Source organism: Kitasatospora sp. NPDC057223, assembly GCF_042669755.1.
GTDB lineage: Bacteria > Actinomycetota > Actinomycetes > Streptomycetales > Streptomycetaceae > Kitasatospora.
In genome coordinates this window covers 1-22179 of the sequence record NZ_JBHUWW010000142.1, presented here as the reverse complement: position 1 = coordinate 22179, position 22179 = coordinate 1, and the positions used below count along the sequence as shown (strand labels likewise).

Annotated in this window: 16 protein-coding genes and 1 pseudogene; 4 read left to right on the top strand and 13 right to left on the bottom strand. The window is 75.1% G+C overall.

All coding sequences use genetic code 11. The annotated features are described in order from the left end of the window. Window positions 1-45 precede the first annotated feature (45 nt). Both ACFUK0_RS33810 and ACFUK0_RS33805 read right to left on the bottom strand, forming a co-directional pair. Window positions 46-756 carry a LuxR C-terminal-related transcriptional regulator gene (locus ACFUK0_RS33810; RefSeq protein ID WP_380256675.1) on the bottom strand — a complete coding sequence of 237 codons (711 nt, stop codon included), beginning with the start codon at window positions 754-756 and terminating at the stop codon, window positions 46-48. Continuing rightward, window positions 749-2218, bottom strand: coding sequence for a PspC domain-containing protein (locus tag ACFUK0_RS33805; RefSeq protein ID WP_380256673.1), 1470 nt, complete (start codon window positions 2216-2218; stop codon window positions 749-751). Before ACFUK0_RS33805 ends, ACFUK0_RS33810 begins: the two co-directional genes overlap by 8 nt. A 132-nt stretch (window positions 2219-2350) precedes the next feature. On the opposite strand from ACFUK0_RS33805, the gene ACFUK0_RS33800 reads away from it, so the two are divergent. Both ACFUK0_RS33800 and ACFUK0_RS33795 read left to right on the top strand, forming a co-directional pair. Next, a complete protein-coding gene (locus ACFUK0_RS33800; protein WP_380256671.1) occupies window positions 2351-3748 on the top strand; it encodes a PspC domain-containing protein in 1398 nt (465 codons plus the stop codon). After that, window positions 3745-4050 carry a hypothetical protein gene (locus tag ACFUK0_RS33795; RefSeq protein ID WP_380256669.1) on the top strand — a complete coding sequence of 102 codons (306 nt, stop codon included), beginning with the start codon at window positions 3745-3747 and terminating at the stop codon, window positions 4048-4050. Before ACFUK0_RS33800 ends, ACFUK0_RS33795 begins: the two co-directional genes overlap by 4 nt. Window positions 4051-4069: 19 nt before the next feature. Here the strand turns inward: ACFUK0_RS33795 and ACFUK0_RS33790 are convergent, their stop codons facing one another. Next, a complete protein-coding gene (locus ACFUK0_RS33790) occupies window positions 4070-4543 on the bottom strand; it encodes a MarR family winged helix-turn-helix transcriptional regulator (protein ID WP_380256667.1) in 474 nt (157 codons plus the stop codon). 88 nt (window positions 4544-4631) lie between these two features. Here ACFUK0_RS33790 and ACFUK0_RS33785 point away from each other — a divergent pair, with 88 nt between their 5' ends. Further along, window positions 4632-5471: an alpha/beta fold hydrolase gene (locus tag ACFUK0_RS33785; protein WP_380256665.1), complete on the top strand. Its 840-nt coding sequence runs from the start codon at window positions 4632-4634 to the stop codon at window positions 5469-5471. A gap of 14 nt (window positions 5472-5485) precedes the next feature. On the opposite strand, the gene ACFUK0_RS33780 is transcribed toward ACFUK0_RS33785, so the two are convergent. From ACFUK0_RS33780 to ACFUK0_RS33740, 9 genes and pseudogenes are all read right to left on the bottom strand, one after another. Then, the gene (locus tag ACFUK0_RS33780; protein WP_380256677.1) at window positions 5486-5746 is read right to left on the bottom strand and encodes a Rieske (2Fe-2S) protein; all 261 of its coding nucleotides are present in this window, start codon (window positions 5744-5746) and stop codon (window positions 5486-5488) included. A 234-nt stretch (window positions 5747-5980) separates the two neighbouring features. Next, window positions 5981-6526, bottom strand: a pseudogene (locus ACFUK0_RS33775) (DoxX family protein); the annotation flags it as partial. Between the two features lie 176 nt (window positions 6527-6702). Continuing rightward, the gene (guaA, locus tag ACFUK0_RS33770) at window positions 6703-8298 is read right to left on the bottom strand and encodes a glutamine-hydrolyzing GMP synthase (protein WP_380256663.1); all 1596 of its coding nucleotides are present in this window, start codon (window positions 8296-8298) and stop codon (window positions 6703-6705) included. 1166 nt (window positions 8299-9464) lie between these two features. Beyond that, on the bottom strand, window positions 9465-11147 hold the full coding sequence (locus tag ACFUK0_RS33765) for a hypothetical protein (protein ID WP_380256661.1): 1683 nt from the start codon (window positions 11145-11147) through the stop codon (window positions 9465-9467). 117 nt (window positions 11148-11264) lie between these two features. Beyond that, window positions 11265-13064: a GMC oxidoreductase gene (locus tag ACFUK0_RS33760; RefSeq protein WP_380256659.1), complete on the bottom strand. Its 1800-nt coding sequence runs from the start codon at window positions 13062-13064 to the stop codon at window positions 11265-11267. Between the two features lie 51 nt (window positions 13065-13115). Next, window positions 13116-14744: a succinic semialdehyde dehydrogenase gene (locus ACFUK0_RS33755; RefSeq protein ID WP_380256657.1), complete on the bottom strand. Its 1629-nt coding sequence runs from the start codon at window positions 14742-14744 to the stop codon at window positions 13116-13118. 84 nt (window positions 14745-14828) lie between these two features. Next, window positions 14829-16508 carry a serine/threonine-protein kinase gene (locus ACFUK0_RS33750; RefSeq protein ID WP_380256655.1) on the bottom strand — a complete coding sequence of 560 codons (1680 nt, stop codon included), beginning with the start codon at window positions 16506-16508 and terminating at the stop codon, window positions 14829-14831. Window positions 16509-16671: 163 nt separating this feature from the next. Beyond that, complete coding sequence (locus tag ACFUK0_RS33745; RefSeq protein WP_380256653.1) at window positions 16672-17712, bottom strand: hypothetical protein; 1041 nt, start codon at window positions 17710-17712, stop codon at window positions 16672-16674. A 359-nt stretch (window positions 17713-18071) separates the two neighbouring features. Further along, window positions 18072-19946 (bottom strand): serine/threonine-protein kinase, encoded by a 1875-nt coding sequence (locus tag ACFUK0_RS33740; protein ID WP_380256651.1) that lies wholly within the window; start codon window positions 19944-19946, stop codon window positions 18072-18074. 339 nt (window positions 19947-20285) lie between these two features. Here ACFUK0_RS33740 and ACFUK0_RS33735 point away from each other — a divergent pair, with 339 nt between their 5' ends. Then, complete coding sequence (locus ACFUK0_RS33735) at window positions 20286-20855, top strand: hypothetical protein (protein ID WP_380256649.1); 570 nt, start codon at window positions 20286-20288, stop codon at window positions 20853-20855. Window positions 20856-20919: 64 nt separating this feature from the next. On the opposite strand, the gene ACFUK0_RS33730 is transcribed toward ACFUK0_RS33735, so the two are convergent. Beyond that, window positions 20920-22044 carry a GuaB3 family IMP dehydrogenase-related protein gene (locus ACFUK0_RS33730; RefSeq protein ID WP_380256647.1) on the bottom strand — a complete coding sequence of 375 codons (1125 nt, stop codon included), beginning with the start codon at window positions 22042-22044 and terminating at the stop codon, window positions 20920-20922. Window positions 22045-22179 lie beyond the last annotated feature (135 nt).

The window sequence follows — 22179 nt, the reverse complement described above, 5'->3', positions numbered from 1 at the left end:
CTCCGGTACCGGAGCGGCGGGCCCGCGTGCGTTCCTGTCGCGGGGTCAGACCAGCCGGCGGGCCGTCGCCCAGCGGGTCAGCTCGTGACGGTTGCTCAGCTGGAGCTTGCGCAGGACGGCCGAGACGTGGCTCTCCACCGTCTTGACGGAGATGAACAGCTGCTTGGCGATCTCCTTGTAGGCGTAGCCGCGGGCGATCAGCCGCAGCACCTCGCGCTCGCGCTGGGTGAGCCGGTCGAGGTCCTCGTCGACGGGCGGGGTGTCGGTAGCCGCGAAGGCGTCCAGCACGAAGCCGGCCAGCCGGGGGGAGAAGACGGCGTCGCCGTCGGAGATCCGGAAGATCGCGTTGACCAGGTCGGTGCCCGTGATGGTCTTGGTGACGTAGCCGCGCGCACCGCCGCGGATCACGCCGATCACGTCCTCGGCGGCGTCCGAGACGGACAGCGCGAGGAAGCGCACCCCCTGTGGGTCGCCCATCAGCGAGGCGGAGCGCCGCAGCACCTCGACCCCGCCGCCGCCGGGCAGGTGGACGTCGAGCAGCACGACGTCCGGCTTCGTCGCGGCGACCACCTTCACCGCCGACTCGACGTCGTCGGCCTCGCCGACCACGTCGATCCCGGTCACCTCGGTGCGGCCGATCTCGGCCCGCACACCCGTGCGGAACATCCGGTGGTCGTCGACCAGGACGACCCGGGCCACTCTCCCCCCGCCTTCGGCCGGGGGTACCCCCATGGCCCCACCTGCAGGCTCAGTCATCAGTTCTCTCCATCTCCAGCTCGACCTCGGTCCCGCCGTCCGGCGCGGGCCGCACCTTGGCGGTGCCGCCGTTGCGCTTCATCCGGCCGATGATCGACTCGCGAACGCCCATCCGGTCCTCGGGCACCTCGTCGGGATCGAAGCCGGGGCCGTGGTCGCGTACGAACACCGACACCGTCCGCCCCTCCACCTCGGCGTAGACCTGGACCGGTCCCCCGCCACCGTACTTGGCCGCGTTGACCATCGCCTCCCTCGCGGCCTGCATCTGTGCCGAGATCCGCTCGTCCATCGGGCAGTCGCCGACGCAGACCAGTTCCACCGGCACGCCGTGCCGGTCCTCGACCTCGGCGACGACCTCGCGCAGCCGCTCCGCCAGGGTGTCGGGCGCGGCCTCGGCGGCGGCCTCCGGGCGGTAGAGCCACAGCCGCAGCTCGCGCTCCTGGGCGCGGGCCAGGCGCAGCACCTCCTTCGGGTCCTCCGCGCGGCGCTGGATCAGGGTGAGGGTGTGCAGCACCGAGTCGTGCACGTGGGCGGCGATCTCGGCCCGCTCCTGGGCCCGGATCCGGGCGGTGCGCTCGGCGCCGAGGTCCTGCCACATCCGCAGCGCGTACGGGCCCACCAGCACCAGCACGCCGGCCAGCACCGCCAGCGAGGCCTCGATCACCGACCCGAGGGTGGAGCCGGTGCCCTGGAGGACCAGGAAGCCGATGATGCCGGCCACCACCAGCAGCACGCCCGCGCCGACCCTGGTGTAGGCGCCGCGCCGCCGCTCGCCCTCCTCCAGCCCGAACCAGCGCTGCCAGCGCGAGTCGTCGGCCTGCCGCCAGACCAGCGCGACGCCGACGCCGATCGCCAGCAGCGGCCAGGTGTACGGCTTGGCGGTCTGGATGTTCAGCGCGTTGAGCAGCGCCACGATGCCGATCACCAGCATCACCAGCGCGGCGAGCTGGCCGAACCCCTGCCGGCCGGCCCGCTCCCCGGGCCGCTCCGCCGCCTCCGCGGCCGCCGGTCCGGCCAGGGCCGCGGGCTCGCCCTGGAAGGTGCGCTGGAGCAGCTCCCGCAGCCGGGCCACCCGCCCCTGGCCGCCCTTGCGCAGGACGCCGCCGCCCTGGCCGCCCGGCCCCACCGGCACGAAGGCGCCGTTGACGTACGCCCAGTGCCCCGCGCTGCCGGGGGCGGGCTCGCCGATGCCGATCGGCACCACGAACCAGAACGCCGCGTACAGCAGCGCGCCGATGCCCTGGGCGAAGAACAGCAGCACGAAGGCCGCCCGCACCCAGGTGACGGGCAGCCCGAGGTGGACGGAGAGGCCGTGCGCGACGCCGCCGAGCATCCGCCCGTGCGGGCTCCGGTAGAGCCTGCGGTAGGGCGGCCGGCTCTCGACGGGGGAGGCCGGGTCGGAGCCCGCCGCCGACGGTGCGTCAGGGACGAGGGGGTTCGGATCGGTGCCGGGTGCTGCCACGCACCGATGGTCACATGTGCGCGGGGCCCGGCGCATCAGGGTCCGGCCCCGAGGATCCCTCAGGGACAAGTCAGGGTCCGGACAGGGCCGTGGCCGGTTGGGCTGGAGCCGCCGGGCCAGCAGGATGGTGACATGACCGACGACCAGACGCCGGCGACGGCCCCCGCCGCCCCGCCGGAAGCCGAACGCCCGCCGCTGACCCGCAGCGAGAACCACCGCGTGGTGGCCGGTGTGTGCGGCGGCCTGGGCCGGCACCTGGACATCGACCCGGTGGTGTTCCGGGTGGTGATCGCGGTGCTCTGCCTCTCCGGCGGCCTCGGCCTCTTCCTCTACGGGCTGGCCTGGCTGATCGTCCCGGTCGAGGACGCGGCCGGCCGGGGCGGGCGCACCGAACTCCAGCGGGTGCTGACCGGCCGGGTGGACGGCCAGTCGGTCGGCGCCGTGCTGCTGACGGTGATCGGCACCGGGGTGTTCTTCTCCTCGATGGGCGACGGCGGGCAGATGTTCCCGCTGCTGCTGCTCGGCGGGCTGGTCTTCCTCGCGGTGCGCTACGACCCGGAGCACCGGCGGGCGCGGCGCGGCAGCCGGTGGCCGCACCGCCGCCGCCGGGGCGGCCCGTACGACGGCGAGTACCCGCAGCCCTACGGGGGCGTGGAGGACCGCGTCCGCGGCGTCCGCGAGCAGCACGCCCGGGAGCGGGAGGCCGGCACCGTGCCGCCGGACGTCCCGCACGCCGGCCCGACCGGCTACCTGTGGGACCCGCGCCACCCCGAGCGCAACCCGTACGGCGGGCAGGGTGCGGCCCCCGGTGGCCCGGCCAGGCCCTGGTGGCAGCGGACCGACCTGCCGGAGGGCGACCCGCTGCGCAAGGCCGGCCCGGCGGCGCCCGCCGCGCCGGCGCCGTCAGCCGCCGTGACGCGCCACCGGCGCTCGTTCCTCGGCCCGCTCGGCCTGCTGGTCACCGTCGGGGTGGCCGCCGCGATCTGGGCCCCGCAGGAGGGCCGGGCCGGCACCGTCCTGCTCAGCACGGTGCTGGCCACCCTGCTGCTCGGGATCGGCCTGACGCTGCTGGTCGGCGCGAAGTTCGGCCGGGCCCGCGGGCTGGTGGTGCCCGCCCTGCTGCTGACGGTCGCGCTGGCCGCCACGGGCGGCTCCCGGATCCAGCTGGGCGACACCTTCGGCGACCGGGCCTGGGCCCCGGTGTCGGCGGCGGAGCTGCAGTCGGAGTACCGGCTGAGCGCCGGCAGCATCACCCTCGACCTGCGCGGGCTCGACCCGGCCGGAGGCACTCTCGCCACCGGGGTCCGGCTCGGCGCGGGCGACCTGACGGTCTCCGTACCCCCGGATGTCGTGGTCAGCGTGCGCGCCCGGCACATCCTCGGCAACGTACAGATCACCGGGGTCGAGGACACCGACGGGAGCAACGACCGCAGCTACCAGCTGCAACCGCTGAACGGACAGGCATCGAAGGGCACGCTCGACCTCTCGCTGGCGGTCGGGTTCGGCGACATCAAGGTGGTCCAAGGATGAGGAAGCACCGGCTCGACCTGTTCTCGCTGATCGCGGGCGGGCTCTTCACCGTGATCGCCACGCTCTACCTGGTGGCGGCGCTGAACGACTTCTCGGTGAACGGGCGGATAGTCATCCCGGTCACGTTCATCGTGCTGGGCGCGGGCGGCCTGGCCGCCGCGGTGCTGGCGATGTCCCGGCGCGGCCGGACGGAGGGGTACCGGGCGCCGGCGGCGCCGGGCACGCCCGAGGGGGACCTCGACGCGCAGCTGCGCGGGCTGGGCCTGCTGGACGGCGAGCGGCCCGGCGGCGAGCACCGGTAGCGCGGCGGCCGGGCGGGGCTCAGTTCACGTCCACGTCGTCGAAGAGTTCCAGCATCCGGGCGAGGACCTTGACGCAGGCCGCGACGTCGGCCTCGGTGAGGTCGCCGCCGGCCCGGAGCAGCAGGGCCCGTTCGCGGGTGGTGACGGCGGTGATCGCCGCGCGGCCGTGGTCGGTCAGCCGCACCAGTGAGGACCGCTGGTGGGCGGGGTTGGGGAAGGTCTCGACGACGTGCTGCGCGGCGGCGTCGTTGACCATGCGCTGGACGAACTGGCGGCTCAGCGCCTGGGCCCGGCCCATCTGCGGGACGGTCATCGGCCCGTGCTCGCGGAGCAGGTCCAGGACGGCGCGGACGCCGACGGAGAGCCCCTGGATCGGCGCGTCCTGCTCGACCTTGCGCTGCACGCGCCGGTACAGCGGCCCCACCAGGGCGAACACCTCCATGAGCCGGTCGGGGAGGTCGTCGGGTGCGAGGGGCGGGTCGTTGGCGGTCACCCGGCCATGATGACACCTCGGGTGCCGAATTCCGGGAAAAGTGACACCTGGGTTGTCAATATTCGGCAGACATGGCACCTTGGTTGTCATGACTGAGGCCTCTGACACCTTCACCTTCGAGAGCGGCGACGGGCTCCTCGCCTACCGCGACACCGGCACCGGACGCCCGCTGGTGCTCCTGCACGCCGGCTTCGTCGACCACACCATGTGGGACGACCAGGTGCCGGCCCTCGCCCGCCGCCACCGGGTGATCGCACCGGACGCCCGCGGGCACGGCGCCTCCGCCAACGCCACCGCGCCGTTCCGCCAGACCGACGACCTCGCCGCGCTGCTGCGCCGGCTCGACGCCGGCCCGGCCGTACTCGTCGGACTGTCGATGGGGGCGATCACCGCGGTCGACACCGCGCTGGAGCACCCCGGCCTGGTCGCCGGGCTGGTGCTCAGCGGCGGCGGCGCCCCCGGGTTCGACTTCGCCGACCCGTGGGCGAAGGAGGTCGGCGCGGCGCAGTACGGCGCCCTCGCGGCCGGCGACATCGAGGGCTGGACGAACGCGTTCCTGCTCTGGGCGGCCGGCCCGCGGCGCCCGCTGGAGGCAGTCCGTCCCGACGTCCTGCAGCGGCTGGGCGCGATGGCCGGACGGACCCTCGCCAAGCACACCGCCGGCGAGCCGGACCACCACACCCCGGTGCCCGGCACCCGCGAGCGCGCCGGCGAGCTCACCGTGCCCGTCCTGGCCCTGAACGGCGCCCTCGACACACCCGAGCTGGCCGCACTGGCCGAGCACTTCGCGGGCGCCGTCGCCGACGGCCGCGCCATGACCGTCGAGGGCGCCGCCCACTACCCCAACATGGAGCAGCCGGACGCCTACAACCGGGCCGTCGCGGACTTCGCCGACGCCGTGTACGCCGGGCGCGCCGCGAACGGCTGACCGGGCGCCGCGGATCAGCTCTGCAGCGGGCCGAGGTTCAGCTTGTCGCCGTCCTTGGTCACGCTGTACTTCGGCAGCGGCTTGGTGGCCGGTCCGTTGACCACGGCGCCGGTGGCCGCGTCGAACTTCGAGCCGTGGCACGGGCAGTACAGCTGGCCGTTCTTCGGGGCGTCGACCGCGCAGCCCGAGTGGGTGCACACCGCGGAGAAGGCGCAGTACTGGCCGGCCGTCGGCTGGACCACGTACACGGCGTCGCCGCTGGCCGGGTCCTTCACCTGCGCCGAACCGCCCACCGGGACGGCCGAGACGGCGACGGAGACGGGGGCGGCGCCGGTGGTCCCCGGCGTCGGCGCGGCCGTCTGGCGGGGCTTGACGGTCCTGTCCCGGCCGAAGGTCGCGGTGAGCGAGCCGGTGAGCAGCCCGGCGCCGCCGATGGCGACGGCGGCGATACCGCCGTCCACCAGGGCCCGGCGCCGGATCTGCTCGTCGGCGAGGCCGCGCGCGCGGTCGCGGCCGGCCCGGGCGGCGAGGTAGCCGTCGACCGAGAGGTACGGGGTGCCGGCCAGCACCAGGGCCGTCCAGGCCATCAGGTAGGCGAGGTCGTTGCCGAGGAAGTACGGCGTGACGCCCCAGCTGACGGTGAGCCAGAGGCTGGCGCTGATCAGCGCACCGCCGGCGGCCGCCAGCCGGCCCCAGAGGCCGAACAGGGTGCCGAGCCCGACGGCCAGCTCGCCGAACGCGATGAGCAGGGCGAAGAAGGTCGGGTTGTCGAGGGCGGGCCCGAGCAGGAAGGAGACCGGGCTGGCGGCCTTGACCGCCTGGGTCTGCGAGACGAACGAGGCCGGGTCCGCGGCGCCCGCCAGGTAGTGCGCGTCGGAGAGCTTGTCCAGTGCGGCGTAGACGAAGGTCACCCCGAGGAAGAGCCGCAGCGGCAGCAGCGCGTACCGCGACGCGAGCCCCTTGAGCAGACCGACCCGGCCGAGCCCGCTGCTACTGCTGCCGTGCCCCGTCCCGGCCGGGTCGTTGCCGGCCGCGTCCCTGCTTCCCTCCGACATCCCTCCACCTTCCCTCACGGCCCGTCAGCGACTGACAGGTCCGGTCCGATTCTGCCCGGTGCCGGGCGCTTTCGGTGGGAGGGCCCACCCCGTGGGCGCCCCGCACCACCAACGGCCGCGCCGTCGCTCCCCTGAGTACGGGTGCGACGGCGCGGCCGTTCAATCCTGCGCGGGGACTACTCCCACTCGATGGTGCCCGGCGGCTTGCTGGTGACGTCCAGCACCACGCGGTTCACCTCGTCGACCTCGTTGGTGATCCGGGTCGAGATCTTCGCCAGCACCTCGTAGGGCACCCGCGACCAGTCGGCCGTCATGGCGTCCTCGGAGGAGACCGGGCGCAGCACGATCGGGTGGCCGTAGGTGCGGCCGTCACCCTGGACGCCGACGCTGCGGACGTCCGCGAGCAGCACGACGGGGCACTGCCAGATGCTGCGGTCGAGACCGGCGGCCGTCAGCTCCTCGCGGGCGATGGCGTCGGCCTCGCGCAGCAGGTTCAGGCGCTCCTTGGTGACCTCGCCGACGATCCGGATGCCGAGGCCCGGGCCGGGGAACGGCTGGCGCTGGACGATCTCCTCGGGCAGGCCGAGCTCCTGGCCCACCATCCGGACCTCGTCCTTGAACAGCTTGCGCAGCGGCTCGATCAGCTCGAACTCGATGTCGTCGGGCAGGCCGCCGACGTTGTGGTGCGACTTGATGTTCGCGGTGCCGGTGCCGCCGCCCGACTCGACCACGTCCGGGTAGAGCGTGCCCTGGACGAGGAACGCGACGTCCTCGCCGGAGGCGCCGGCCTCGGCCACGATCTCGGCCTGGGCCTGCTCGAAGACCCGGATGAACTCACGGCCGATGATCTTCCGCTTGGTCTCGGGGTCGCTGACCCCGGCGAGGGCGGCGAGGAAGCGCTCCTCGGCGTCGACGACCTTGAGCTGGATGCCGGTGGCCGCGACGAAGTCCTTCTCGACCTGCTCGGTCTCGCCCTTGCGCATCAGACCGTGGTCGACGTAGACGCAGGTCAGCTGCGAGCCGATGGCCTTCTGCACGAGCGCCGCGGCGACCGCGGAGTCGACGCCGCCGGAGAGCCCGCAGATCGCGCGCTTGCTGCCGACCTGCTCGCGGATGAGCGCGACCTGCTCCTCGACCACGTTGGTGGTGGTCCAGGTCGGCTCGATGCCCGCGCCGCGGTACAGGAAGTGCTCCAGCACCTGCTGGCCGTGCGTGGAGTGCATCACCTCGGGGTGGTACTGGACCCCGTACAGCTTCTTCTCGTCGTTCTCGAAGGCCGCGACCGGCACCACGTCGGTGGACGCGGTGACGGTGAAGCCCTCCGGCGCGGCCGAGCAGGCGTCGCCGTGCGACATCCACACCGACTGCTCGGCCGGGGTGCCCTCGAACAGCGTCGAGCCGGTCTTGGAGACGACCAGCGGGGTCCGCCCGTACTCACGGGCGCCGTTGTCGTCCACCGTGCCGCCGAGCGTCGCAGCCATCAGCTGGAAGCCGTAGCACATGCCGAAGACCGGGACACCGGCCTCGAACAGCGCCCGGTCGACGGTCGGGGCGCCCTCGGCGTACACCGACGAAGGACCGCCGGAGAGGATGATCGCCCGGGGGTTCTTGGCCAGCATCTCCTCCACGGGCATCGTGCTCGGCACGATCTCGCTGAAGACCCGGGCCTCACGGACACGACGGGCGATGAGCTGGGCGTACTGGGCACCGAAGTCGACCACCAGGACGGTGTCGGCCGGCAGTACGGACTGGTCGGGGGTAGCAGAGGACACGAACGGCCTTCCGGCAGCGGAACGGGAGGTGCCACACGCAGCGTCGCCCGGAGGGCTGCGGCGGATGGCATGTGGGGGTGTCTGCCCCCAGTCTACCGGCCCTCGCGGGGGCCTCCGGCTGCCCGGTGGCGGGCTGCCGCTTCACCCTGTTGGCGCCGTGACCGCCGGGGGCGCCGGATCGTTGCTCCAGACAACCGTACGACCGCGCCGCACCCCCCAGGTGCGCCGCCGAGGCCCCGCTTCCCGGGGTGTGCCGTACGGGCTTTGCAGGAACCACGCGTGGAGCTCTCACCCCAGTCCACCGGCGCACGTGGCGCCGCCGTCGTCCCGGCCAGACCGGGAGCGGCCCGCCGTGGGACCGTGCGCGGGTGCCGCGGCCGGCCAGCAGGGGACAGCGACCCCGGCCGCGACTGGGCGGTCAAGGAGGTGGGGTGGCCGGTGCCCGGGGACGCCCGGGTGCCGGCCGCTCCACCCCCTGACCCGCCCCCGTCCCCTCCTTCGTCCCGCCCCCATCCCCTCCCGGCCCGTCCCCATCCCCTCCCGGCCCGTCCCGCCCCGTGCTTTCCGCCCGGCTCTTCCACCGGCGCACCTCCCCCACGGTGGCACGCCGCTACGCGCGTCCCCTGCGCCCCGGCGCGCCGCTCGCTACGCAACGTGATCACGCCTCACCGTCTCCGGCGGCCTCCGCACGGGCCGTCCGGCCCGCCGCACGCGTCCCGGCGCAGGCCCGGCCCCGGGCCGCGGCAAAAATCCGCTGGGCCGAAGTGTGCCGAATCGGTTGCAGATCAAGGCCTTCGTCCAGCACGATGCTGGTTGAGGGGGTTCGCCCGACGACCGCGGCAAGGTCGGCGGCCGGTCCGTTCCGGTGCCGCCGCGAACCGACGGCGACAACGGTTATCACCTCACGCTCCGTGAGCGTCCGCCCGCGCAGACCTGCGCGCCGGGCCGCGCTCGACCACGCACACGCGCTGCGCACCGGCTCATCCGCGCCGGGGGCCGGCGCGGCACCCCGAGACCATCCGACCCGACGGCGCTCTTCCCCCGGCGCCGTCACCGCAGCACCGGCGCAGCCCTGACGCCGAGTGCTGAGCGACAAAGGGCCCCGTTCCCCCGCGGGGCCCTTTGCCCGTTCCCGCCCACCGCCGCGCCGGTCCCGCGCACCGCCGCTACGCGTCCGGGGGGTCCTGCCTGCGCCACACCGAGGAGTCCTCGCCAGCGTGCTGGGCCCCCGGGCCGCCGGGTGCGGCCGGGCCCTGCCCGGGGCGCCCGTGCGAGTCGAGCAGGTCCGTCGGGGCCGGCACCACCGCGGACGGGACGTACCCGGCGGGCGCCGCAAGGCCTTCGTCGTCCACCGCCTGCCGGGGCGCCGGCGCCCCGGGCCCGGCCGGAGCCGCCCCGGCGGCGGGCCCGCGGCCCAGCACGGCCGCCAGCAGCGGCGGTACACCGAGCGCGCCGACCGCGGCCCAGATCACGTTCACCGCCAGCACGGTGGCGAAGGCCACGCCCACCGAGGAGCGCGAGGTGGCGGCGCCGCCCGACAGGGAGACCCCCCAGCCGTCGAGGTCGGGCGTGCTCGTGGTCAGCCGGGCGCCCGCGAGCAGCGCCAACAGGCTCAGCCCGCCCGCGTACACCACCGCCAGCCTGATCCGGTCCGCCGTGTCCAGGCGTCGCCGGAACGCCGTCCAGCCGAGCAGCAGCGCCGCCGCCACGGCCAGCAGGCCGGCCCACCGCCAGTCGGCGGCGAAGTCCTCCAGGTCGAAGAAGGACGCCTGCGTCCCCCGCGAGGTCTGCCCGCCCAGGTAGGCCGGTGCCCCGTCCTGCTGGTCCCGCGCCTCGACGGTCGCACCCGAGCCGAAGGCGACCAGCAGCAGGCCCAGGTTCGGCAGGAACGCCAGGGACGCCCAGGTCATGCCCTCGGCGTCCTGTGCCGAGACGACCGCGAGAGCGGCGAGCGAGGCGACGCCCACCAGCGCGGCGAGCACCCGGCCGGCCGTCAGCCCGGCCACGGCCCAGCCCCGCACGCCGGGACTGCGCCAGGCCGCCCAGCGCAGCGCGTCCGTCCCGTACACGGCCAGCGCGACCAGCCCGGCGAGCAGGAACGTCCAGCCCACCGCCTCGGGCCAGCCGGCCTCCGGGGCGAAGCCGGAGCCCGAGAACAGGCCGCCGGAGGAGTCGGTGAAACCGTCCTCGCCCAGCGGGGGCAGCCAACGGGCGCCGCAGACCGTGCCGAGCAGCAGCGTGACGGCCGCCGCGACCAGCCCGGTGCGCACCGCCTCGTCGAGGGCGCGGCGCCCGGTCAGCTGCTCCCCGGTGCGGGCCTGCCGGCGGCGCTGCGCCGACCGCAGGCCGAGCCAGAGCGCCAGCAGCCACAGGATCGTGACCGTCATCGGCACGACCCGCAGCAGATGGTCGACGGTGAGGGCCGGCTGATCGCCCATCGGCTGCAGCAGGGGCAGCCTGAACGGCGCACCGAGCGCGGCCAGCGAGGCCGCGAGCGAGGCACCGAAGCGGGAGCCGAACGGCGCCGCGAACGCACCGCCGTAGCTCGACGGCAGGGCCGCGAGCAGGGCGGCGAGCAGCAGCAGCCCGGTCGGCGCGACGACGGCCCGGAGTGCGGGCCGCCAGTCGGCGGCGGTCAGCCGGCGCAGGACGGCGGGGCGGGCTGCGCCCGGCTCCAGCACCGTGCCGCTGCCCCAACTACCGACTGCGGGCGGGGCGGTGGGCGGGGGCCCGAGGGCGGGCCGGGCGGTCGGTGGCAGTGGCGGCGGCGGTGCGAGCGGGCGCCCGCACGAGGCGCAGCCCCGGGCCCCCTCCGCCGACGCCGCGCCGCACGATACGCAGATGGCCATACCCGCATCCCCCGTCTTCGCAGGTCCCCCGGTGAGCCCCTGTCTATCCCATCGGGCGCCGGGGAGTCCATGGGCCCCGGAACGTGCCGACCGGCCCCGGAGCGCGGGCCGGTGCGGTCAGCCGGGCTCCGCGTCGGCCCGCCGGCGCGGCACCTCGGGCACCGCGAGCAGCGGCAGCCGCAGCTCGCCGAACGCGCCCGCCGGTACCGCCGGCCGCACCGGGGCCACCGCGGCGACCCGCCGGTACTCCTCGCCCTGGGCGGGGCGGCCGTCCGGCTCGCCCTTGTTGGGCCACATCGACATCGCCCGCTCGGCCTGCGCGGTGATGGTGAGGGAGGGGTTGACCCCCAGGTTGGCGGAGACCGCCGAGCCGTCCACCACGCTGATCCCCGGGTGCCCGTACAGCCGGTGGTACGGGTCGACGACGCCCGTCCCCGGCGCGTCGCCGATCGGGCAGCCGCCGAGGAAGTGCGCGGTCATCGGGATGTCGAAGATCTCGCCGACGCTGCTGCCCGCGAAGCCGTTGATCTCCGCCGCGAGCGCCCTGGCGCCCTCTTCGGCGGCCGGGATCCAGGTCGGGTTCGGTGCGCCGTGGCCCTGGCTGGAGGTCAGCTTGCCCTTGCCGAAGCCCTTCTGCTTCAGCGACACGGTGATGGAGTTGTCCAGTGTCTGCATCACCAGGCCGATGATGGTCTTCTCCGACCACCGGTGCAGGTTCACCGAGCGGGCGAAGTTGACCGGGTGGGTGGCCGCCGTGATCGCGTACGTGAGCCAGCGCGGCGCCCGGCCCCCGCCGGGGATCTGCTGCACCGACAGCGCGCCCATCGCGTTGGATCCCTTGCCGTAGCGGACCGGCTCGATGTGGGTGGTGTCGTTCGGGTGGATGGACGAGGTGATCGCGACGCCCTTGGTGAAGTCCGCCTTCGAGCCGTAGCGCCGGTCGGTGGTCTGCGCGCCCACCAGCGCCTCGGAGTTGGTGCGGGTCAGCTCGCCGAGCCGGGCCGAGATGCCCGGCAGGTGGCCGTCGGCGCGCATCCGGTGCAGCAGGCTCTGGGTGCCGTAGGTGCCGGCCGCGACCACCACCCGGGCCGCCGTGATCGTCCGGGCGCCGGCCTTCGCGCGGTCCCTGGAGCGGGAGTCGGTGCGCCGCACGTCGACGGCGAAGCCCTCGCCCTGCTCGCGGATCCGGGCGACGGTGGTCAGCGGGTGGATCTCGGCGCCGCCCTGCTCCGCGAGGTACAGGTAGTTCTCGGTCAGCATGTTCTTCGCGCCGTGCCGGCAGCCGGTCATGCACTCGCCGCACTCGGTGCAGGCCCGGCGCTCCGGGCCGGCCCCGCCGAAGTACGGGTCCGGGGTCGCCTCGCCCGGAGCGGCCCGCACCGCGCCGTCGGCGTCCTCGCCGTCACCGAAGAACACCCCGACCGGCGCCAGGTGGAAGGTGTCCCCGACGCCCATCTTCTCGGCGGCGGCCTTGAGGTGGACGTCCGCGGGGGTGACCGTCGGGTTCAGCCGGACCCCGAGCATCCGCTGCGCCTGGTCGTAGAACGGCGCCAACTCGCTCTGCCAGTCGGTGATGTGGCGCCACTGGCGGTCCTCGAAGAACGCCTTCGGCGGCACGTACAGGGTGTTGGCGTAGTTGAGCGAGCCGCCGCCGACCCCGGCGCCGCCCAGCACCAGGACGTTGGCCAGCAGGTGGATCCGCTGGATTCCGTACAGGCCGAGGGCGGGCACCCAGAGGTAGTTCCTGGTGTCCCAGGACGTCTTCGGCAGTTCGTCCGCCCGGAACCGGCGGCCCGCCTCCAGGACGGCGACCCGGTACCCCTTCTCGGTCAGCCGCAGCGCGGTGACCGAACCGCCGAACCCGGAGCCGACGACGACCACGTCGTAGTCGTACTCCGTCACAGGTGTCGCCGTCATTGCCCGCTGCTCCTTCGAAGAGACCGACCGAACCGACCCGCACCGACCGGCCTACTTCAGGCGGAAGGCCTTCATCGCCTTCAGCCCGGCGGTGAACACGGCCGCGAACTTCTCGTCGTCCAGGCCGAAGGACGGGGCGATCGGCAGCAGCCGCTGGCTGGCGATGGTCTGCGCCTCGGTGAAGCGCAGGATGCCCTCCGAGCCGTGCCGGCGGCCGAGGCCGGAGTCGCCCATGCCGCCCATCGGCGAGGCGACCGAGCCGTAGGCGGCGGCGTACGACTCGTTCACGTTGACGGTGCCGGTGTGCAGCCGGGCGGCGACCGCCCGGCCGCGCCGCGCGTCCTTCGTCCAGACGCTGGAGTTCAGGCCGTACGGGGTGGCGTTGGCGGCCTCGACGGCCTGGTCCTCGGTGTCGAAGCGGTAGACCGAGACGACCGGGCCGAAGGTCTCCTCGGTGCAGACCGCCATCGCGTCGGTGACGCCGTCCAGGATGGTCGGTTCGTAGAACAGCGGCCCGAGGTCGGGGCGGGCCTGCCCGCCGGCCAGCACGGTGGCGCCACCCTTGACGGCCTCCTCGACGTGCCGGGTGACGACGTCCAGCTGGCGGTCGGAGACCAGCGAGCCCATGTCGGCGCCGTACGCGAGGCCGCCGCCGAGGCGCAGCGCGCGGGCCCGGGCCGCGAAGCGGGCGAGGAAGTCGTCGGCCACCGCGCGGTGCACGAAGAGCCGCTCGACGGAGATGCAGAGCTGCCCCGCGGAGGAGAAGCAGGCCCGGACGGCGCCGTCGGCGGCCTTGTCCAGGTCGGCGTCGGCGAGCACCAGCAGGGCGTTCTTGCCGCCGAGCTCCAGCGAGGCGCCGACCAGCCGGGCGGCGGCCTGCCGGGCCACCTCGCGGCCGGTGCGGGTGGAGCCGGTGAACGACACGTAGTCGGCGTGCTCGACCACGGCCGGGCCGATCACCGGGCCGTCCCCGATCACGATCTGCCACAGGTCGGCGGGCAGGCCGGCCTCGATCAGCAGCTCGCGGGCCCACAGCGCGGTGAGCGCGGTCTGCGTGTCCGGCTTGTTGACGACCGCGTTGCCGGCCACGAACGCGGGCAGCGCGTCGCTGACCGACAGCTCCAGCGGGTAGTTCCACGGCGAGATCAGCCCGACCACGCCCTTGGGGCGGCGGGCCTCGACGGTGTGGGTGAGGACGGGCACGGCGCCGCCGCGGCGGCGGTCGCGCAGGTACTTCTGCGCGCTGCGGCCGTAGTGCCGGGCGGCCAGCGCGGCACCGAGCACCTCCTCGAAGGCGTGCAGCCTGGCCTTGCCGGTCTCCGCCTGGATCAGGTCGAGCGCCTCGTCCTGGCGCCTGAGCAGCAGGTCGTGGAAGCGCAGCAGGACGGCGGCGCGCCGCCGCACGGGCAGTGCGGCCCAGTTCCGCTGGGCGCGGCGGGCCAGTTCGTAGGCGACCTCGACGTCGGCCGGGGTGGACTGCGGCAGGGTGGCCAGGCGCTCGCCGGTGAGCGGCGCGGTGGTCTCCACCACGGCGGGCTCGCCGGTCGCGGTGACGCCTGCGGCGAGGCGGGCGACCAGGGCCGGGGTCACCGCCGAGGCGATCGTACGGGCGCCTCCCGGCGCGGCGGGGTTGCGCCCCGGCCGGGCGGGAGCCTGTGCATCTGCCGTGAGGTCCGTCATGCGGCGAAGCCTAGGCGCTCGGCGCCCCGCCCGGTACCCGTCGGTAACAAGAATTGTCCGTGTCGGGGCTCCGCCGGGCCGCGGTCAGCGGGTGGGTTCGAAGCTGTTCAGCACCGTGGTGAAGCGCTGCTCGCCCTCGGTCCAGTCCTTGTCCGGGCAGGACAGGTAGACGGCGTACGCGGTGCCCTGGTCGTCGATGAACTCCGCCTCGATCGCGTGCCGCCGGCCGCCCTCCTTCGCCGCGTAGGTGAACTCCCACACCGCCGCGTCGTGGCCGTTGACCCGGGCGTCGGCCATCTTGACCTTGCGGTAGTCCTTCAGCTTGGAGACCGTCGCCTCCATCTGCTCGAAGTGGTCGAGCGGGCGGGTGGACTGGCCGACGGTGACGGCGAACTGCAGGTAGTGCACCTTGTTGTCGGGGCTGTAGAAGATCTGGTTGCCGCTGTCCGTGGTGCGCTGCCAGACCCCGCCGGCGACCGGCAGCAGGAAGCGGAAGCCGCCCGGGTCGTCCGCCCACCGGTAGCCGGCCGGCGCGGCCGGGCCCGGCGTCGCGGACTGGGACGGCGTCGGCCCGGTGGGAGCGGGGCCGGGGCCCTCGCCCGGTCCGTGCCCGGTGGTCGCGACGTACGCCGCCGCCCCGGCCAGCAGGGCGGCCGCCAGGCCCGCCGCCGCCACCTTCAGGGCGAACCGCCCGCGCGGCCGCACCGGTGCGCCGGCGGCCCCGGCTGCGGCGACCGGGCGCGGCACGGTGACGGGCTCCTCGACGGCCGGCCCGGCGGCGGCCCGGTCGGCGCCCTGGTCGCCGGCCTGGTCCGTGGCCTGGTCCGTGGCTTCGTCGGCGGCCTCGGTGCGGTCGACCACCGGCACCAGCTGGGTCGGCATCTTCTGGGCGGCCTTCGGCACCCGCTGGAAGCCGATGGTGTGCCCGGCCGTCACCTCGGCCAGCATCCGCAGCGCCTCGTCGGCCGACGGCCGGTCGGCCGGGTCCTTGGCCATCAGCGCCGCCAGCACCGGCCCCAGCGCGCCGGCCCGGCGCGGCTCGGGCAGCGGGTCGGCGACGACGGCGGCCAGCGTGGTGATCGGCGAGGTGCGGCGGAACGGGGACTCCCCCTCCACGGCCGCGTACAGCGTCGCCCCGAGGCCCCACAGGTCGGAGGCCGGGCCCGGGCGCTCGCCCTGGGCCCGCTCGGGCGCCAGGTAGTCCGGTGAGCCGACCAGGTCGCCGGGGCGGGTCAGCTCGGCCGAGCCCTCGTAGGTGGCGATGCCGAAGTCCAGCAGGACGACCCGGCCGGTGCCGCGCTCCAGCAGCACGTTCCCGGGCTTGACGTCGCGGTGCAGCACGCCGAGCTGGTGGCCCCGGTGCAGGGCGGCCAGCACCTGGGCGCCGACCTCGGCGGCCTCCCGGGGCTGCAGGGTGCCGTCCTGGCTGATCACGTCGGCCAGCGAGCGGCCGTCGACCAGCTCCATCACGATCCACGGCCGGCCGTCCTGCTCCAGCACGTCGTGGACGGTGATCACGCCGGGGTGCTTGATCCGGGCGGCGGCGCTGGCCTCCCGCTTCATCCGGGCGTTGAGGATCTCCAGCTCGTCCTCGGGAAGGTGGCTGACGGTCAGTTCCTTGACGGCGACCTCGCGGTCGAGCATCCGGTCCCGGGCCCGCCAGACGGTGCCCATGCCGCCCCGGCCGAGCCGCTCCCCCAGCTCGTACCGGCCTGCCAGCAGCCGCTCGACGGCCGCCGCCTCCGGCCGATCCTGAACGCCCATGGCGACCGCTCCCCCTCATCCACCTGCCGTCATCGTGACGGACGGCCCCGGCGCACGGCTGATCACCGTTCGAACAAGTAACACGCACAGATTAGGCTCCACGGCCCACGGCGGATCCCCCGCCCCGGCCACGTGACCGGGATGTGACCCGGCGCGCCGTCCGTCAGCCCGCGAACAACACCACCGCGGACACGCCCAGCACCAGCGCCACCAGCACTCCGGCCACCAGCAGCGGCCCCAGCAGCGCCGGCGGCACCCGGGGCGCCCGGCGGGGCGGACCGCCCTCGCCCGCCACCGGCTCCGGACGGGGCCGGCCGCGGTCCTGACGCGGCACCAGCGGGCCCGCCTCCGGGCGCAGCACGGGGAGCAGCACGGGCGGCCCGCCCCGGTACGGCTCCGGGGCGCCGACCAGCAGCCCGGTCAGCTCCTGCCAGACCTGTACCGCCGTCGGCCGGGCGGCAGGGTCCGGTTGGAGCAGGCGCCCGACCAGCGGCCCCAGCGGGCCGCAGTCGTGCACGGAGCCGCGGCGGTCCTCCCGGACGGCGGCGAGCAGGGTGGGCAGGTCGTCCTCCGGGTAGGGGCCGGTGCCGGTCAGCAGCCGGAACAGCAGGACGCCGAGCGCCCAGCAGTCCCCGGCCGGGCCGCCGTCCATCGGCCAGCGCTCGGCCAGCGGCCCGAGCAGCCCGGCGCGCACCTCGTACCGGCGGCGCCCGGCCGGGCCGCCGAGCTCCTCGCAGAGCGCCTCCTCGGCGACGCCCGCGTCCAGGCCGCCGAGCAGGGCGGCGCCGTCCTCGCAGACCAGCACGGTGTCGGCGGAGAGGTTTCCGTGCGTCAGCCCCGCCTCGTGCAGCGCCCGCAGCGCGCCGGCGAGGTCCGACGCGAGTTCGGCGACCCGGTAGGGCGGCACCGGTCCGTCCGTCGCGAGGGCGGCCAGCGGGACACCCGGCGGGTGCTCCTCCACCGTCCACAGCACGTCTCCGTCGGTGAAGGGCGCGCCCCCCTTGAGCAGCCGGGGGTGGGCCGGCGCGGCGGCCGCCGCGGCCGCGACCCGCTGCGCGAGCCGCCTGCCCTGGGCGGGCACCGGGTCGTCCGGCTCCGTACCGCCCGCGATCAGGCCGGGCAGCTCCAGGCCCCGCAACTGCACCAAGGTGCCGCTCTGTTCGTCCGTCGCGAGCACCCGCAGGTACTCCGGACGGTCCGTCATCCGGTACCGCCCTGCCAACACCTGCCCCGGGCCCGCCAGCATGCCTGTCCTCTCGTCACCGCCAGCGTACGTGGCCGAGCTGCGTACGCTCGCTGCACGGCCGGACCGATCCGGTCGACGCGGCCTTCGACGTGGCCGGCCACAGCAGCGGTGACGGCCGGGCCGCTGCCGTCCGGGCCGTCGAGGCCACCATCGCACCCGGCGAGGAACCGGTGGCGTCAGCCGCCGCCCGACACCCCGGCCACTTCCGCCGGGGCGCGCCGGTGCTCACCACGCACCGGCTGCCGTACCCCGAGGACGGCGAGCCGCCACCGGCGGTTCCGCCGGCCGGCCGACGGCACTCACCGGCGCGGACGGCCCTACGGCGCCGGCTGGAAGCTGTCGAACCCGGTCTGCCGCGCCTGCGCGACGTCGGGCGTGGCCCAGTCGGCGTCCGTCGTCGTCCAGTAGAGCGCGTAGCCGTACTTGCCCTCGCCGGTGACGAAGCCGCGGTTGAGCGAGTGCATCCGGGTGGAGCTGCCGTACGTCCACTCCCAGTCGGCGGCGTTCGTCCACTGCCGGTAGGTGACGGCCTGCAGGGTGACGCGCTGGTAGTTGCTGACCCGCATCCCCGACTCGGCGTTCTGCCAGTCGGCGAGGGCGCTGGCCCCGGCGGGCTGCGTCCAGTCGACGACGAGCTTCACGCCCCGGCCCTCGAACCTGCGGCTGGTGCTGTCGTAGTCGGCGCCGCTGTCGGCCAGCCAGTCGGGCAGTGCGAGGCTGAAGCCGGACGCGTCCCGGTACTCGCGGTAGCCGGCCGGCAGCACGGGCGCGGCGGGTGTGACGGGCGGCGCCGCCTGGGTGGCCGGCGCGGCCGGCGTGGTCTGCGCGGCCTGGGTGGGATCCGCGGTCTGGGTGGCCTGGGTGGCCTGCGGCGTACTCGCCGCCGCGTCCTGGGCGGGTGACTGCGCCGGCGGCGGGGACGGCGATCCGGCCGCCGCGGCGCCCGGCGCCGCTTCGGAGGACGGCGCGGCGCCGCTGTGCTTCCCGTCCGAGCCGCCGAGGGCCTGCGCCGCCGCGACCGCCCCGGCGATCAGCAGGACCAGCACCACCGCCAGGATCACCGCGCGCCGGCGCCCGCTCCCGGGCCGGCCGAACGGGCCGCCGCCGCGCGCGCTCAGCGTCGCGCCCCGGGACCACACGCCGGTCGAGGAGGCGGACTGCTCGACGGCCGGCGGCGCGGCGGGGGCGGGAACGGACGCGGGGACGGGCGCCTCCGGCGACGGCCCGGCCTTGGAGCGGCTGCCCACCCGTACCGTCCCGAGCAGGCCGCCCACCGGGCGCTTCGGCGCTTCGGGCGCCGGAGCGCCGACGGCCTTCGGCGGCAGCGCCTGCTGCGTGGTCGACTCGGCCCGTACGGTGTCCTGCGCGACGATCCGCTTCAGCATCGCCCTGGTCGCCGAGGCGTCCAGGCGGCGGGCCGGGTCCTTCTCCAGCAGGCCCTCGATGACCGGCCGCAGCAGCGGCCCGGCGTTGACCGGCGGGGTCAGCGGCTCGGTCATCACGGCGGTCAGGGTCGCGAGCGCCGAACCCCGGTCGTACGGCGGGCGGCCCTCGGTCATCGCGTAGAGGGTGCCGCCCAGCGACCAGAGGTCGGCCGGCGGACCGGGCTTCTGCCCGCGGGCCCGCTCGGGGGATATGTAGGAGGGGGCGCCGACCAGCATCCCGGTGGAGGTGACCGAGGGGTCGCCCTCGACGCTGGCGATGCCGAAGTCGGTCAGGACCACCCGGCCGTCCTCACCGATCAGCACGTTGGACGGCTTCACGTCCCGGTGCAGGATGCCGTGGCTGTGCGCGGCCCCGAGCACGCCGAGCAGGTCGAGCGCGATGCCGGCGGCGCGGACGGGGCCCAGCGGCCCGTCCTCCTTGATCACCTCGGCCAGCGAGCGGGACTCGACCAGCTCCATGACGATCCACGGCCGGTCGTCCTCCTCGACCACGTCGAAGACGGTGACCGCGGCGGTGTGCCTGATCCGCGCCGTCGCCTTGGCCTCGCGCAGCGTCCGGACGATCAGCCGGTGCCGCTCCTCCTCGTCGACGCCGCCGTGCATGCGCAGTTCCTTGACCGCGACGACCCGGCCCAGCATCTCGTCCTCGGCCCGCCAGACGGTGCCCATCCCGCCGCGCCCGAGCACCGCGTCCAGCCGGTAACGTCCGGCCAGGAGACGGCCCGTGGAGCTCTGCGCCTCGGTCATTTGGCGTGTTCCCCCATGTGGTGCCGGCGGTCGAAGTGACGGCGTGTCGGCCCGTCGCCGGGCTGCGGACGCCAAGCCTCCATCATCCCCTGCCCCGGGGGCCCGCGACCACCCGCCCCGGTCCTGTCGTCCGGCCGCCGTCCGGCCGCCGCCCCGGCGGCCCCGGCTCCCGGGCCGCACCCGCCCGGCGCTCTGTGCCCGACCTGTGATCAAAACACTGTGTCGGAGCCCACATCCGCGCTGCTAATCTTCGACGCCGCCGATCCACAGCGCCGTGGGCGGCGGCACATCTGACAGACCGACACCACACCGCACCGCACTTCCCTGGGGGGATCCACCATGACCGCACCCGTACCGGCCCCTGACGGCCAGGCGGGCCCGGCCGCCGCCCCGCACTTCACCATCCCGGCGCACCACGACGACGCCCCGGCCGGCTATGTCGCCCCCGGCATGCCGGGCGCCCCCGCGCCGTACGCCTACGCCCCGCTGCCCACCGTGGCACGGCGGCCCAACCCCGGCGGCGCGGTCGCGGCCGCCGTCGGTGCGGCCCTGGTCGGTGGGCTCGCCTACGGCTTCGTCATGAAGGCCATCGATCACGAGATCGGCTGGCTGGTCTTCGGCGTGGCCGCGGTCATCGCCTGGCCGCTGGGCCGGATCGGCGGCCGCAACCCGGTGCTGCCGGTGGCCGGTGCGGTGCTGTCGGTGCTCGCGCTGTTCCTCGGCCAGGTCTTCGGGGTCACGCTGTACCTGCACGAGTTCACCGGGCTGTCGGTCGGCGAGCTGCTCGGTGCGGAGGTCGACCTGGTCCTGGAGGGCTGGAAGGCCAACCTGGCGGCCATGGACGCCCTCTTCTACGGGATCGCCGTCTTCGAGGGCTTCGTGCTCACCCGGCGGATGGTCCGCGACTGACCGGGCCCGGAACGCGCGGCGGCCCCCACCGGAGTCCGGTGGGGGCCGCCTGCGTACGCAGCCGTCAGCTGTGCAGCGCCGGGTTGACCGTGACCTCGACCCGCTGGAACTCCTTGAGCTCCGAGTAGCCGGTGGTGGCCATCGCGCGGCGCAGCGCGCCGAACAGGTTCATCGTGCCGTCGGGGGTGTGCGACGGGCCGGTGAGGATCTCCTCGGTGGAGCCGACCGTGCCGAGGTCCACGCGCTTGCCGCGCGGCAGCTCGTCGTGCACGGCCTCCATGCCCCAGTGGAAGCCCCGGCCCGGGGCGTCGCTGGCGCGGGCGAGCGCCGCACCGATCATCACGGCGTCGGCGCCGCAGGCCACGGCCTTCGCCAGGTCGCCGCTGTAGCCGACACCGCCGTCCGCGATGACGTGCACGTAGCGGCCGCCGGACTCGTCCATGTAGTCGCGGCGCGCGGCGGCCACGTCGGCCACCGCGGTCGCCATCGGCACCTGGATGCCGAGCACGTTGCGGGTGGTGTGCGCGGCGCCGCCGCCGAAGCCCACCAGCACGCCGGCCGCGCCGGTGCGCATCAGGTGCAGCGCGGCGGTGTACGTGGCGCAGCCGCCGACGATGACCGGCACGTCGAGCTCGTAGATGAACTGCTTGAGGTTGAGCGGCTCGGCGGCACCGGAGACGTGCTCGGCCGAGACGGTGGTGCCGCGGATGACGAAGACGTCGACGCCGGCGTCGACGACGGCCTTGGAGAACTCCGCCGTCCGCTGCGGGGACAGCGCGGCGGCCGTCACGACGCCCGACTCGCGGACCTCCTTGATGCGCTGCCCGATCAGGTCGGCCTGGATCGGCGCGGTGTAGATCTCCTGGAGGCGGCGGGTGGCGGCGGCCTCGTCGGTGATCGCGGCGATCTCGTCGAGCAGCGGCTGCGGGTCCTCGTACCGGGTCCACAGGCCTTCGAGGTTCAGCACGCCGAGCCCGCCGAGCCGGCCGATGTTGATGGCCTGCTGCGGGGAGACCACGCTGTCCATCGGGGCGGCCAGGAACGGCAGCTCGAAGCGGTAGGCGTCGATCTGCCAGGCGATCGAGACCTCCTTCGGGTCCCGCGTACGGCGGCTGGGGACGACGGCGATGTCGTCGAAGGAGTACGCCCGGCGTCCGCGCTTGCCTCGCCCGATCTCGATCTCAGTCACTTCGAGCCCTTCCGGTTTTCTCGCTCATACTGCCGGGTCACCCCGGCCGCCCCCAGTATCCCGCACCGGCGGGCCCGCCCGTCGCAGCGGCCCGACGGGCGGACACGGCGTGAGGCCCGCCACCGGGTGGTGGCG